Genomic DNA, 14,373 nt, shown 5'->3' on the forward strand with positions numbered 1-14,373 from the left:
GATACTGGAACTGCAGGGTGATTTAGCAGTGGTGGTACAGTTGGGTGGGCTCGAACCACCGACCTCCTGTTCCACAGACAGGCGCTCTAACCAACTGAGCTACAACTGCATCCTTGCGAGCCGCGCCTTGGGGCTGCCTGAAAAGGCCTGACGCCTAAGGGGGCTGGACGGGGCGGAAACTAGGTGCAACGGGGGTTTTTGGCAAGGCCGCAGAGGGTCGAAAAACCGGGGTAAATTGCGGTCTGCGCGATAAAAATCGGGGTTGATGGCGGCCGTGGGGTTGTTCTGCTCGTCTCGCCTGCTTGTGGAGAAAATCCCCCAGAGGAGAGAGCCCTCACCCGCGCCTTCGGCGCGACCTCTCCCGCAGGCGGGAGAGGTAAGAAAAACCCGGGCCTTTGGGCCCGGGTTTCCTAACTTGCTCGATCCGCCGGTTTGATCAGGCGGCCGGGTAGAACTTCGAGGCGGAGGCCTTGATCGGCTCGGCGGTCGCGCTGGCGGAACGCTGGGCGATCTCGAACAGCTCCTTGGCCTGGGCCTGAAGGGTCTCGAGCTGAGTCTTGGCGTGGCCGGTCCAGAGCTGGAACGCATCGGTCGGCGACTTCATGCCGAGCAGCTCCTGGGTGAAATCCATATGGGCCGTGGTATTGGCCTTGGCGAATTCCATCAGCTTGGCGGTGTACTCGTTCGCACCCTTTTGAACGGAGGCGAACACGGCCTCGATGGTGCCGTTGTGGGTCTCAGCCGCGTCCTTGAACTTGGCGTAGTTTTCGCGGGCCTGCGAAACGCCCTTTTCGGCGAATGCGCGCACCTGCTCGGGAACCTCGAACGGGATGATCGAGGCAGAAAACGGATCAGTCGCACCTGTCATGTTGGTCCCTCACGCTAAAGAAAAATGGAGTGAGCCTTCTGGCGCGCCCGCCGGCCAACCGGGGCCATTTCTTGTTACGAGGTGGCGGGTACGACGACTGGATACGCAGAACTACCCAAGATGGCTCGTCCAGCGCCAGTATTGTGGCTCACTAACATGTCAACATTGTGCGGCGCAATGTGATCCGCGGGTGCGTTGCGAAAATTTAATCCCAGGGGTGAGGTTCCCGGGGTGGGGCACCGGGGGTTGAGGTGCGCACGTCATTCCGGGGCCTGAGCGGAGCGAGGGAGCTCGGAATCCATCGGGCCTCGGAGACAGTGGAGAAATGGATTCCGGGCTCGCGACTTCGTCGCGCCCCGCAATGACGAAGGCGTTGTGCCGCGCCTTGCTCGTGCGGCTGACGACCTGGCTCACGAATCCTGCGGATGCAACGACGGGGCGCCTTGCGGGGTCGGTCCCATTAAGGTTATCGCGGCTTTAGGACGCCCCCGTTATGGTCCGGGCGTGGACCTGCCCGCGCCCGCGGGCGATAGTAACCCTTTCTTAAGGCTGCCATTCCCGGCGGACCTGAAGCGAAGCGTGGCGCGAGAGTCAAAGCCGGTCGGATGACGAATTCGGATTTCCAGTTGCGAGGCGTCGGCGATCCCAGGCTGTCCGTGCACGCGACGTCCCCCCTGCCGGCGTGGCTGTGGTCACCAGATGGTTCGCGCGTGCTGTGGGCCAATGCGGTCGGCGCGAAATTCTTCGGCGCTCCGAATGCGGCCAGCCTGGCGCAAAAAACCTTCGGCCCCGCCGACAGCCACCGCCGCCAGATCGTCCGCCTCGCGCACCGGCTGCCGGCAGGCGGCAGCGTGAGGCTGGAGCGGATGCGCGGCTTCGGCGCCGGGCTCGGCACGCTGATGACCTGCGCCTGCGCGCGGCTCGACTTTTCCGATGGCACCTCCGGCGTGCTCGTCACCGCGATGGACGGCGCGTCGCGCAGCATGCCGCTGGTCGAGCGGCTGCATCGTCTCGTCGACGGCGCGCGGACGCCGATGGCGGCATTCGCACCTGACGGCCTGTTCGCCGGCGCCAGCGAGGCGGCGCGCTCGCTGCTCGGCTTTCGCGATCTCGACGAGGCCGGGCTCGACCAGGCGCGCAACGAGGCGCTGGCAAAGGGCCGCGTCGAGATGCCCGTCGGCATCGGCAAGATGGTGCTGCAGCGGGTCGGCGTCGGCGCCGATGTCGGGCTCATCGCGCTGATCGAGCCGGCGACGGCGCACGTTGAGCCTGCGGTGGAGAGCGCGCCGGTCACGGCGCCTGAAATCGTGCATGCTCCCGCGCCCGACGCCGCGGCTGAGCCTGCGCCGCCTGTCGCACCAGGGCCGGCGCACGGGTCGGATTCCGGGATCGCGATGTTCGATCCGTTTGCCGAACCGGACGAGACGCCCAAGCCGGCCGAACATGCGGCGACCGAGATCGTCTCGATCCAGGACGCCGTGAAGGACGCTGAAGCGCCTGCGCCGGAAACCATCGCGCAGACGATCGAAGCCGCGCCGGAAACTCCAGTTGAAAACCCGCCCGCAGCCATCGTGCCGCCGCAAGCTACGCCGATCACGAGCGTGATGGTCGAGCCGCCAGGACACGCGGAGACGCGGTCAGCCCAAGCGGAGACACCGCGCCAGCATCCGCTGCGCTTCCTGTGGCAGATGGATGCGCAGGGCCGCTTCGTGCTCGGCTCGGACGAGTTCATCCGCCTGATGGGCGCGCACACCGCGGCCGGCTTCGGCCGGCCCTGGCGCGAGATATCAGAGGAATTTGCGCTGGATCCCGATGGCCGCGTCGCGCAGGCGCTCGAAAGCCACGACACCTGGGCCGGCATCACCGTGAACTGGCCGGCCGATGGCGGCGAGCACCTGCCGGTCGAGCTGGCCGGCCTTCCCGTCTACGACCGCGCGCGCAACTTTGCCGGCTTCAAGGGCTTTGGCGTCTGCCGCGATCTCGATGGCCTGAACCGGCTCGATGCGCTCAGGCGCTATGAGTTGTTCAGCGAGCCGGTCGCTGCGCAGGGCCTGTCGGCCGATGTGGTCGAGCCTGACTCTCAGCCTGAGCCTGAAGCGGAGGCCAAGGTGGGGCCGGAGGACAAGGCGGAGGCGCCGCCGGTCGAGCCGCCGCCCGAGCCTGAGCCGCCCATCACAACCGAACCCGAACCGCCCGCACTTTTCACCGAAGCGAATTCACACCCAACCAAGCCGGAAACGCCAGTGGAAACGCCTCCGAATGTCGTGCCATTCCGCGCACCAGGCGATCTCAGGTCGCAAAGCGACCAGAGGTCACAAGGTGACCAGAGGTCGCAAGGCGACCAGAGATCGCCGACGCTGACGCCGGTCGAGAACAGCGCGTTCAACGAGCTGGCGCGGCAATTGTCCGAGCGGCTCGAACGTGAACGCGAAACGCTCGCTTCCGCTGCGGCCGAGCCGCCGGCGGACGAGATCGCGCCCGACACGGCGATGCCGCAACAGCCCGTGATATCAGAGCCCCTGATCTCGGAGCCGCCGATTTCGGAGCTCGAAGCGCCGCCGGCCGCGGCCGAATGGCTGAGCGAGCCCGCACCGCCCGCTTACGGCCACTCAACGCGCGACCGCGCGCTGCTGGATCTCATTCCCTCAGGGATCCTGATCTACCGGCTCGATCGCCTGCTCTACGCCAATGCCGCGTTCCTTGCGCGCGTCGGCTATGCCAGCATCGCAGCGCTGGAAGAAGCCGGCGGGCTCGATGCGCTCTATGTCGAGCCGGGCGTCTCCGCTGCCAGCAGCACCTCGCAATCGGGCACGCCGGTCACGATCAGCGCGACGATCCCCAACGGCGAGCAGCCGTTGGCAACGACCGAAGCGCATCTGCACACGATCGATTGGGACGGCGCCGGCGCGCATGCGCTGATCTGCGCGCTGCCGCAGGCTGTCGTCGCCGCGCCGGTCGTCGTGGCACCGGTGGCCGCGCCGCCCGTTGCTACCGAGACCGATGTCGACGAGCCCGTCCTGTTTGCGCCCGAGCCTGACGTCGGCGATGCCGACGCGGAAGATCTCGCCGCGATCCTCGACACCACCGCCGAAGGCATCGTGATGTTCGATGCCGAAGGCAACATCCACGCCTGCAACCGCAGCGCCGAGGCGCTGTTCGGCTATGACGGCGAGGCGCTGATGCAGCAGAATTTGTTGACGCTGTTCGCGCCGGAGAGCCAGCAGATCGTGCTCGACTATCTCCACAGCCTGAAGAGCCAGGACATCGCGAGCCTGCTCGATCACGGCCGCGAGGTGCTGGGCCGCGAGAAGAAGGGCGGCGTGCTGCCGCTCGCCATGATCATGGGCCGCACCCGGCCCGACGGCCCGAACTTCTTCGCCGTGTTCCGCGACCTGTCGCAGGCCAAGAAGGGCGAGAGCGAGCTGACGCAGGCGCGGCGCCTGGTCGACGGCGCCGCCAATGCGAAAGCCGACATGCTGGCGCGGATCAGCCACGAGATCCGCACGCCGCTCAACGCCATCATCGGCTTTGCCGAGGTGATGATCTCGGAGCGTTTCGGTTCGCTGGGCAACGAGCGCTACGGCGAATACATGAAGGACATCCGCGCCTCCGGCGAGCGCGTCATCACCATCATCGACGATCTCCTGGAGCTGTCGCGGATCGAGACCGGCAAGCTCGATCTGAACTTCGCCAACCTCAACCTCAACGACCTGGTCGAGGCCTGCGTCACCGTGATGCAGCCGCAGGCCAATCGCGAGCGCATCATCATCCGCACCTCGCTCGCGCATGCGCTGCCGCAGGTGGCGGCGGATGCGCGCGCGCTGCGGCAAGTGACGATGAACCTGATCTCGAACTCGATCCGGCTCGCCAGCGCCGGCGGCCAGGTGATCGTCTCGACCGCGCTCAACGACCGTGGCGAGATCGCGCTGCGCATTCGCGACACCGGCCACGGCCTCAGCGACCAGGAAGTCGCCGCCGCCATGGAGCCGTTCCGCACCCCGCCGCCCGGCGATGCCGCGGACAATTCCGCGCTGAGCCTGTCGCTGACCAAGGCTCTCGTCGAAGCCAACCGCGCCCAGTTCAACATCAAGAGCGCGGGGACGTCAGGCACGCTGATCGAGGTGACGTTCGCACCGGTGACGGCAAGGGCGTGAGAACTTGAGTTAGGTCGATAGAGCCGCGTGCTCGCTGCAACCTCTCCCGCTTGCGGCGGGAGGTCGGCGCGAAGCGCCGGGTGGGGGCTCTCTCCTCTCGGGGGTTCTCGCGAGCGGAGATACCCCCTCCCCAACCCTCCACCGCAAGCGGGGGAGGGAGCGAGAGAGCGGCGCGTCCCTTACTGTGCGTGCAGGCTCTACGCCGCGCGCACCGTATCCAGGAACTTGCCGACCTCGAACTTCAGGCGGTTGCTGTCGCCGGACAGCGACTTCGCGGCGGAGAGCACCTGCGCCGACGCCGAGCCGGTTTCGACCGCGCCCTGCCGGACATTGCTGATATTGGCGCTGACCTCAGTGGTGCCGGCCGCCGCGCTCTGCACGTTGCGCGAGATCTCGCCGGTTGCGGCGCCCTGCTGCTCGACGGCGGCCGCGATGGTGGAGGAGATCTCGGACAGGCGCTCGATGGTGCCGCCGATGGTCCTGATCGCGCCGACGGACTCGTTGGTCGCGCCCTGGATGCTGGCGATCTGCTGACCGATCTCGCCTGTCGCCTTCGCGGTCTGCTCGGCCAGCGCCTTCACCTCGGAGGCGACGACCGCAAAGCCGCGGCCGGCTTCGCCCGCACGCGCGGCCTCGATGGTGGCGTTGAGCGCCAGGAGATTGGTCTGGCCCGCGATCGCATTGATCAGCTCGACCACATCGCCGATGCGGGCGGCAGCCTGCGACAATTCACCGACGCGATCGTTGGTCTGGCCGGCCTGGCTGACCGCCTCGCCGGCGATGCGCGCGGAGGCCTGCACCTGGCGGCTGATCTCGCTCACGGAGGCGGTGAGCTCCTCCGCGGCCGAGGCCACCGACTGCACGTTGGTGGCGGCTTCTTCCGAGGCGGCCTCGACCAGCGTGGCGAGCTCGGTCGAGCGGCCCGCCGTCGTCGTCAGCGACGTTGCGGATGCCTCGAGCTCGGTCGCGGCCGAGGACACCGTCTTGACGATCTCGCCGATCGCGCCCTCGAAATCGTCGGCCATCCTGATCATGTCGGCGCGGCGGCGCTCGGCGGCGAGCTTGTCCTGCCGGATCTTCTCCTCCGCCTCCTCGCGCGCCTTCCGCTCGGCGTTGATCTTGAAGGTCTCGACCGCCTGCGCGATCTCGCCGATCTCGTCGGGACGGCCGAGGCCGGGCAACACGATGGCGAAATTGCCGTTAGCGAGCTCGATCATCGCCGCCCGCATCGCCGACATCGGCCTTGCGACCGAACGGCCGATGAAGACCCCGAGGCCGAGCACGCCCGCTGCGATCGATGCGATCGCAATGGCGATCCAGAACTGGATGCTCTCGCGCTCGGAATCGTTCTGCTTGTCGGCCTCTATGCGGATGGTATCGACCGATTTGGAGACCTGCTCGATGACGGGCTCGACGGTCGAGAACGCCTCCGACATCGCCTTCAATTCGCTCGCGAGCTTGAGTGCGGTCTCCATCCAGGCGGAGAAGTCGCGCTGGTAGTCGGAGAGTTTTTGCCGCAGCTCGGCCTTGGCGGCATCGGGAATCGCGCCGGCATCGATGCCGGCGAGGAATTCGGATGCGCGCTTCTTCATCTCGGCGCCATATTTGGCGTCGCGTCGCAGCATGAAATCCTTCTCGTGCCGCCGCATCATCAGCATGATCACCTTGAGCGGGGCATCGTGGAGCTGATCGACCTTGGCCTCGATCTCGTGGACGGAGCCGCGCAGGCGGCCTTCGAGGCCGGAGTTCTCATCGAGCCCGAGGCGCTGCCGCTCCTCGACCACTGCGGCGAAGCGCGCCTGATAGGTCTTCAGCGATGCGTTCATCGCGTCAATCTTCTGCGCCAGGTCGGGCTTGCCGAGCGCCGCGATGTTGCCGCGGAGCGTGTCGATGTCGAGTCCGACCTGCCGCAAGATCTCGGCCTGGCGCTGCGCGCGGGCGGGATCGCTGCGCAGCAGGAAATCCTTCTCGGCGCGGCGGCCTTCCAACAACTCGGTCGCGATCCTGCTGTTGAGTTCAAAGATCGTGCGTGCTTTCTCGGCGGCGTCGCGCGAGATTCCCATCGCGCGCTCGCCGTAGAGATGAATGCCGCCGATCAGGACGACGCCGACGACGCCGATGACGCCGATCGCAGTGATCTTGTGGGTGAGCCGCAGAGAGAAAAGCCGCATCGTGATCGCAAAGCCCGTGGTGACAGATGCGGTTTATGAGGCGCTATTGCATAAAAACTTCCGTTAATTTGCGGGCACGTAGGAATACGCGCATTATGACAGAATGCACGCCAGAGTGCACACGGGACTCAAGGACATCTGCGCGTCGTGGCTTCGCCGAACCAGCGCGACGCGGCTCGGGCGGCTTCTTCATCATCGCCCGCGCCGTCGCTGGCCCAGGCGACAAAGCCGTCGGGACGAACCAGCACCGCAGCGCGCCGGCAAGATATGCGATCCGATCGCGCCAGCCGCTCGCGAGCGCTTGAAGCGATTGGCACGCGTCGAAGTCCAGCAAGATGCCTTTCGCCGACCGGAACAGTGCTCCGACCGTCGTGCCGTCAGAGAGTCCGAAATCGGGAACACTTCGCCCGACAAGCGGATGGCGACCGCCGAGATCGTAGCGGAGCGCAACGCCGCTGATGCGTTCGGCGAAATAGGTCGCGCCATCGCGCGTTGCGATGAGATCGCGGATGATCGCCTGCAGCGCGCGGGTCGCAGGCGTCGGCCGCATGATCGCGACCTGCGCGCGCGACCAGTCGAGGATTCGTGCGCCGACGGGATGTCGCTCCTGCGAATAGGAATCGAGGAGATTGTTGGGCGCGTGGCCGGAGACGCGGGGCTAATCTTCGCTCTCGAGAGAGCAAACGGTCGCGCCATCGGCCGTTGCGATCTCGCCTTGCGCGCGCAGCCTGCTCACCAGGAAATCGATGAAGGCCCGCAACTTCGGCGGCTGTAGATGGCCTCCGGGAAAGACGGCGTGAAGTTCGACACCGGGACCACACCAGCCCGGCATCACGGGTCGGGCGGTGCCTTCGGCGACGAGTTGCTGCATGATAATGTCCGTCCCCATCATAAGCCCAGCCCCGCCCAACATCGCAATCTTGAGAACTTCGGGGTCGTCCGCCTCGATCACGGGACTGATCTCGAAGTTTTCGATCGCACCGCCGTTACGCAGCGGCCAGGCGTAGCCGCTTCCACGTTGCCAGTAGCGGGTGGCCAGCGTGGAATGGCGCGGCAACTCGATTGGATGAACCGGCTCGCCGCGCCGTGCCAGATAAGCGGAGCCGGCATAAACCCGTTTGGGAAACAGCCCGAGACGACGAGCGAGCATTGAGGAATCCGCGAGCGGGGTCGGCGCGGTCAGCAGCGATACATCGATCTGCTCCTTGACGAGATCGGGCGTCTGATAGGTCAACATGAGATCGATATGCACATCGGGATAGAGCGCGCGAAAATCCCCTAGCAGCGGCGCGATCAGGCTCATCATCACCGAATAGGACGACGTGACGCGAAGCTTGCCGCGCGGCTGCCCTTGTATTTGCTCGACCGCCGATTCCGCATCCGCAAGCGCCTGCGGGATCTGGCGGCATTGCCGGAAATAGATCGTCCCGGCCTCGGTCAAGCTCAGCCGTCGCGTGGTTCGGTGAAGTAGTTGGGCCCCAAGCCGCCGTTCCAGCTCACGCACGCGCCGGCTCAACGTCGTCTTCGGCAGCTTGAGCTCCCGCGCCGCCGCGGTGAAGCTGCCGCCTTCGACGACCTTGATGAAGGCAAGCGTATCGTTCAGGTCGGCCATCGCGGATGGCTATTGTTCCGTTGTCGGCACAATAAATCCCTAAATGGGCAGCTAATCAAGCTGAGAGGCAAGCTCTACCTGGGAATGTGCCGAAAAAAGCCAATCTCGGCAGCAACCCCAGAGATTCCCCAGACCATGCGCTGTCCCCCCATCCCAGCTCTCGTGTTAGGAGCCACACTCGCCATGACTCAGATCGCAACGGCCGCCCCAGATGCGGCAACGGATCCCCGCATCGATCCGAAAGTGAGATCGTTCCTGTCCGAAGTGAACAAGGACAGCAGTCCGTTCTGGACGCGACCCGGCCCCCAGGTCCGCGCCGTGCTGACGGGCCTGCAAGGCAAAACGCCGGTCGATCTGTCCGGCGTCATCATTTCGGAGAGGACGATTTCCGAGAATGGACAGAGCGTGAAGCTCTACATCATGAAACCGGAAAAGGTCGCCGGCCGACCGCCGGTGCTGCTCTTTATCCATGGTGGCGTCTGGATCGCCGGCGACTTCGAGAACCACAAGCGGCTTGTCCGCGACCTCGTGGTCGGCTCGGGCGCCGCGGCCGTCTTCGTCGAATACACGCCAATCCCCGACGCGATCTTTCCGACCCAGGTGGAGCAGAGCTACGCCGCAGCCAAGTGGGTGACCGAGCACGGCGCCGAGATCGGGCTCGATGGCAGCCGCCTCGCGGTCGCCGGCAATTCCGTGGGCGGCGACATGTCGGCGGCCTTAACACTGATGGCCAAGGATCGCGGCGGTCCGAACATACGCCTTCAGGTTCTGCTGATCCCCGCGACCGACACCAATTTCGAGACCCAATCCTATCGCGAATTCGACACCGGCCGCTTCCTGGCGCGCGCCTTTATGCAATTCGGCTGGGACATCTACGCGCCGGACGAGAAGACACGAAGCAATCCGTATGCGGTACCGATGCGCGCGAGCATCGACCAGCTTCGCGGGCTCCCGCCGGCGCTGGTGATCACTGCTGAGAACGATCCGCTGCGCGACGAGGGTGAGGCTTACGCTCGCAAGCTCAAGGAGGCTGGCGTCGCCGTGACCGCGACACGCTACAACGGGACCATCCACGACTTCGTTCTTCTAAACGGAATCAACACCGTCCCAAGCACTCAGGCCGCACTCAAACAGGCAAGTGAAGCAATACGCGATGCGTTGAAGCCATGATCAAGGCCGGCGACTTGCCGCACGACCAAGCTGCCCGATCCGCACTGCGGAATCTTTAGGGCTTCAGTCAATCAAAAAGGGCACGGCTTACGCCGCGCCCTTTCGCATTCAACTCGCCTCGGATCAGCTGTAGATCTCGAACAGGCCGGCGCCGCCCTGGCCGCCGCCGATGCACATGGTGACGACGCCCCACTTGGCCTTGCGGCGGGCGCCTTCCTGCAGCAGATGGCCGGTGAGACGGGCGCCGGTCATGCCGAAGGGATGACCGATCGCGATCGAGCCGCCGTTGACGTTGTACTTCTCGGGGTCGATGCCGAGCTTGTCGCGCGAATAGAGGCACTGGCTGGCAAACGCCTCGTTGAGCTCCCAGAGATCAATGTCGTCGATCTTGAGGCCGTGACGCTTCAGGAGCTTCGGCACGGCGAAGATCGGGCCGATGCCCATCTCGTCGGGCTCGCAGCCCGCCGCCGCCCAGGCGACGAAGCGCCCCATCGGCTTAAGGCCGCGCTTCTCGGCGTCCTTGGCTTCCATCAGCACGACGGCGGCGGCGCCGTCGGAGAGCTGGCTGGCATTGCCGGCGGTGACGTACTTGCCCGGGCCCTTCACCGGCTCGAGCTTGGCGAGACCTTCGAGCGTGGTCTCCGGACGATTGCACTCGTCGCGATCGACCACGTAGTCGACGATGCTCTCGGCCTTGGTGGCCTTGTCGACCACTTTCATCCTGGTCTTCATCGGGACGATCTCGTCCTTGAACTTGCCGGCCTGCTGCGCGGCCGCCATGCGGCGCTGCGACTCCAGCGAATATTCGTCCTGGTATTCGCGGCTGAGCTTGTAGCGCTCGGCAACGATGTCGGCGGTGTCGATCATCGCCATGAAGATGTCGGGCGCGGTCTTGAGCAATTCGGGATCGACCCACTCCTTCGGCGAGCCGCCGCCGGGGATCGAGATGCTCTCGACGCCGCCGGCGACGATGCAGTCGGCGCCGTCGGAGCGGATCGAGTTCGCGGCCATCGCGATGGTCTGCAGGCCGGACGAACAGAAGCGGTTCACCGAGACGCCGCCGGTCGACTTCGGGAGCCCCGCGAGCAGCGCGGCCTGACGGCCGATGTTCGGCGCGCCATGGGCGCAATTGCCGAGATAGCAATCCTCGACGTAATCCTTGTCGACGCCGGCCCGATCGACCGCGTGCTTGATGGCATGGGCCGCGAGCGACATCGGCGGCGTGATGTTGAACCCGCCGCGGCCGGATTTGGCGAGGCCCGTGCGCGCGTAGGAAACGATGACGGCTTCACGCATTGTTTTCTCCCTTTCGAAAGTCTTGAACAGAGCGTTCTGGCACCATTGGTACACTGAGATAGCCGGCTGCGGAAAACAAAAACGCCGCCTCCCTTATGGGAAGCGGCGATGTTCCGTGGGTCGGAATATGTCCGTAGAAGGCGAGAGGATCCGACTTTGCCGGCTCGCTCCGTCACCCTTCCCCAGCGGGGAGAGGTGAAGATCAGAACTTGAGCGCCTTGGCCTGTTTGACCTGCGGCAGCGCCTGCACCTTGGCGAGCAGATCGGCCGGCACGGCGCCGTCGACCTCGATCAGCGCGATGGCATCGCTGCCGGGCGCGACGCGTCCGAGATGGAAGGTGGCGATGTTGATCTTGGCGTCGCCCAGAAGGCTTGCGAACTTGCCGATGAAACCCGGCTTGTCCTCGTTGGTGACGTAGATCATCGACTTGCCGAACTCCGCGTCGACGCGGATGCCCTTGATGTCGACCAGGCGCGGCTTGCCGTCGTGATAGACGGTGCCGGAGACCGCGCGCTCCTGGTGTTCGGTCGCGACGGTCACGGTGATCAGGCTCTCATAGTCGCTCTGGGCGGCGCGGACGATCTCGTCCACCACCATGCCGCGCTCCTTGGCGACGACGGGCGCGGACACCACGTTGACCTCGCCCAGCATCGGCCGCAGCAGGCCCGACAGCACCGCCGAGGTGATCGCCTTGATCTTCATTTCGGCGACATTGCCCTCATAGGTGATCTCGACCTTGAGGATGCCGCTCTCGGTGAGCTGGCCGGCGAACGAGCCGAGCTTCTCGGCAAGCGCGATGAACGGCTTCAGCTTCGGCGCTTCTTCCGCGGTGATCGACGGGAAGTTCACGGCGTTGGAGATCGCGCCCGTGAGCAAATAGTCCGACATCTGCTCGGCGACCTGGAGCGCGACGTTCTCCTGCGCTTCCGTGGTGGAGGCGCCGAGATGCGGCGTGCAGATCACGTTGGGATGGCCGAACAGCACGTTGGTGTTCGCCGGCTCCTCGACGAACACGTCGAAGGCGGCGCCGGCCATGTGCTTGGAATTGAGCGCATCGACCACGGCCTGCTCGTCGACGAGACCGCCGCGGGCGCAGTTGATCAGGCGCACACCCTTCTTCATCTTGGCGATTGCTGATCCGTCGATGATGTTCTTGGTCTTCTCGGTCAGCGGCGTGTGCAGCGTGATGAAGTCGGCGCGCTTCAAGAGATCATCGAGCTCGACCTTCTCGACGCCGATGTCCTTGGCGCGCTCGGGCGACAGGAACGGATCGAACGCGATCACCTTCATGCGCAGGCCGAGCGCGCGGTCGGCGACGATCGAGCCGATGTTGCCGCAGCCGACCACACCGAGCACCTTGCCGGTGATCTCGACGCCCATGAAGCGGTTCTTCTCCCACTTGCCGGCCTGGGTCGAGGCGTCGGCTTGCGGAATCTCGCGGGCCAGTGCCAGCATGAGAGTGATCGCATGCTCGGCGGTCGTGATCGAATTGCCGAACGGCGTGTTCATCACGATGATGCCCTTGGCCGTGGCGGCCGGAATCTCGACATTGTCGACGCCGATGCCGGCGCGGCCGATGACCTTGAGGTTGGTGGCCTTCTCCAGGATCTTGGCGGTCGCCTTGGTCGCTGAGCGGATCGCGAGGCCGTCGTAATTGCCGATGATCTCGGCGAGCTTGTCCTTGTCCTTGCCGAGGTTGGGCTGGAAGTCGACCTCGACGCCGCGGTCCTTGAAGATCTGCACGGCGGCGGGAGAGAGCGCGTCGGAAATGAGCACTTTGGGTTTGGTCATGGGAATGATCCTCTGCCCTCCCTGATGGAAGGGTTGGCGTTCGACCGAGATAGGGTGATGTCTTGAAGCGACTTCTGCCCCTCCCCGTCAGGACGGGGAGAGGTAAGAAAGTAAAATCAGGCCGCCTTGGCGAGCTGCGCCTTGGTCTCGGCGAAGGCCCAGTCGATCCACTGCGTCAGCAGCTCGACGTCCCTGGCCTCGACGGTGGCGCCGCACCAGATGCGCAGGCCCGCAGGAGCATCGCGATAATACGCGAAGTCGTAGCCGGCACCTTCCTTCTCGACGAGGGCGACGAGCTTCTTGGAGAACTCGGCTTGCGCGTCGTCGGACAGCGAGGTGATCGCGGGGTCGGTGAACTTCAGGCACACCGAGGTGTTGGAGCGGATCGCCGCGTCCTTGGCCAGGAAGTCGATCCACGGCGTCTTCGCCTTCCAGTCGGCGAGCACCTTGGTGTTGGCATCGGCGCGCGCGATCAGCGCCTTGAGGCCGCCGATCGACTTGGCCCAGTTCAGTGCGTCGAGATAATCCTCGACGCAAAGCATCGACGGCGTGTTGATGGTTTCGCCGACGAAGATGCCTTCGTTGATCTTGCCGCCCTTGGTCATGCGGAAGATCTTCGGCAGCGGCCAGGCCGGCTTGTAGGTCTCGAGCCGTTCCACCGCACGGGGCGACAGGATCAGCATGCCGTGCGCGGCTTCACCGCCGAGCGCCTTCTGCCAGGAGAAGGTGACGACATCGAGTTTTGCAAAATCGAGCGGCTGCGCGAAGGCGGCAGACGTCGCGTCGCAGATCGTGAGACCTTCGCGGGTCGCGCTGATCCAGTCGGCGTTCGGAACGCGCACGCCTGAGGTGGTGCCATTCCAGGTGAAGATGACGTCGCTCGCAGGATCGACCTTGGAGAGATCGGGAATCTCACCGTAACCAGCGTTCAGCTTGGTGACGTCCTTGAGCTTCAATTCCTTGACGATGTCGCTGACCCAGCCCTCGCCGAAAGATTCCCAGGCGAGCGTGGTGACGGGGCGTGCCCCGAGCAGCGACCACAGGGCCATCTCGACCGCGCCGGTATCGGACGCCGGCACGATGCCGATGCGATAATCCGCCGGCACTTCAAGCACTTCGCGCGTCAGATCGATCGCGAGCTTGAGCTTGGTCTTGCCGACCTTCGCGCGATGCGAACGGCCGAGCGCTGCGTCTTTGAGATTTTGGGCGTTCCAGCCGGGGCGCTTGGCGCAGGGGCCGGAGGAAAAATGCGGCACGGTCGGCCGCGAAGCGGGCTTCGCTACAGTCATGATCTACCCTTCCAGATAGTA

General features: G+C 65.2%; 8 protein-coding genes, 1 tRNA gene and 1 pseudogene. 2 read left to right on the plus strand and 8 right to left on the minus strand.

What is annotated here, in order from left to right:
• Window positions 1–32 precede the first annotated feature (32 nt).
• Together XH91_RS29530 and XH91_RS29535 are read right to left on the minus strand one after the other, a co-directional pair.
• Window positions 33–109, minus strand: a tRNA-His gene (locus tag XH91_RS29530).
• Between the two features lie 327 nt (window positions 110–436).
• Window positions 437–868 carry a phasin gene (locus tag XH91_RS29535; protein WP_128953856.1) on the minus strand — a complete coding sequence of 144 codons (432 nt, stop codon included), beginning with the start codon at window positions 866–868 and terminating at the stop codon, window positions 437–439.
• Window positions 869–1,473: 605 nt separating this feature from the next.
• Here XH91_RS29535 and XH91_RS29540 point away from each other — a divergent pair.
• Window positions 1,474–5,022 carry a PAS domain S-box protein gene (locus tag XH91_RS29540; protein ID WP_128953857.1) on the plus strand — a complete coding sequence of 1,183 codons (3,549 nt, stop codon included), beginning with the start codon at window positions 1,474–1,476 and terminating at the stop codon, window positions 5,020–5,022.
• A gap of 197 nt (window positions 5,023–5,219) precedes the next feature.
• Here XH91_RS29540 and XH91_RS29550 read toward each other — a convergent pair whose 3' ends face one another.
• The 3 genes and pseudogenes from XH91_RS29550 to XH91_RS29565 all read right to left on the minus strand — a co-directional run bounded on the left by XH91_RS29550 (window position 5,220) and on the right by XH91_RS29565 (window position 8,805).
• Entirely contained in the window at window positions 5,220–7,193 is a 1,974-nt protein-coding gene (locus XH91_RS29550) for a methyl-accepting chemotaxis protein (protein ID WP_128953858.1), read from the minus strand.
• A gap of 128 nt (window positions 7,194–7,321) precedes the next feature.
• Window positions 7,322–7,845: pseudogene (locus tag XH91_RS29560) on the minus strand (aromatic-ring hydroxylase C-terminal domain-containing protein); the annotation flags it as partial.
• Window positions 7,846–7,851: 6 nt separating this feature from the next.
• Window positions 7,852–8,805 carry a LysR family transcriptional regulator gene (locus XH91_RS29565; protein ID WP_128953860.1) on the minus strand — a complete coding sequence of 318 codons (954 nt, stop codon included), beginning with the start codon at window positions 8,803–8,805 and terminating at the stop codon, window positions 7,852–7,854.
• Between the two features lie 318 nt (window positions 8,806–9,123).
• On the opposite strand from XH91_RS29565, the gene XH91_RS29570 reads away from it, so the two are divergent.
• Window positions 9,124–9,975: an alpha/beta hydrolase gene (locus XH91_RS29570; protein WP_245477248.1), complete on the plus strand. Its 852-nt coding sequence runs from the start codon at window positions 9,124–9,126 to the stop codon at window positions 9,973–9,975.
• 123 nt (window positions 9,976–10,098) lie between these two features.
• Here the strand turns inward: XH91_RS29570 and XH91_RS29575 are convergent, their stop codons facing one another.
• The 3 genes from XH91_RS29575 to XH91_RS29585 all read right to left on the minus strand — a co-directional run bounded on the left by XH91_RS29575 (window position 10,099) and on the right by XH91_RS29585 (window position 14,352).
• Window positions 10,099–11,271, minus strand: coding sequence for a thiolase family protein (locus tag XH91_RS29575; RefSeq protein ID WP_128953861.1), 1,173 nt, complete (start codon window positions 11,269–11,271; stop codon window positions 10,099–10,101).
• 202 nt (window positions 11,272–11,473) lie between these two features.
• Window positions 11,474–13,063, minus strand: a complete 1,590-nt coding sequence (serA, locus tag XH91_RS29580) for a phosphoglycerate dehydrogenase (RefSeq protein ID WP_128953862.1) — start codon at window positions 13,061–13,063, stop codon at window positions 11,474–11,476.
• Between the two features lie 116 nt (window positions 13,064–13,179).
• Entirely contained in the window at window positions 13,180–14,352 is a 1,173-nt protein-coding gene (locus XH91_RS29585) for a phosphoserine transaminase (RefSeq protein ID WP_128953863.1), read from the minus strand.
• Window positions 14,353–14,373: the final 21 nt, after the last annotated feature.

Source organism: Bradyrhizobium guangzhouense, assembly GCF_004114955.1.
Classification (GTDB): Bacteria; Pseudomonadota; Alphaproteobacteria; order Rhizobiales; family Xanthobacteraceae; genus Bradyrhizobium; species Bradyrhizobium guangzhouense.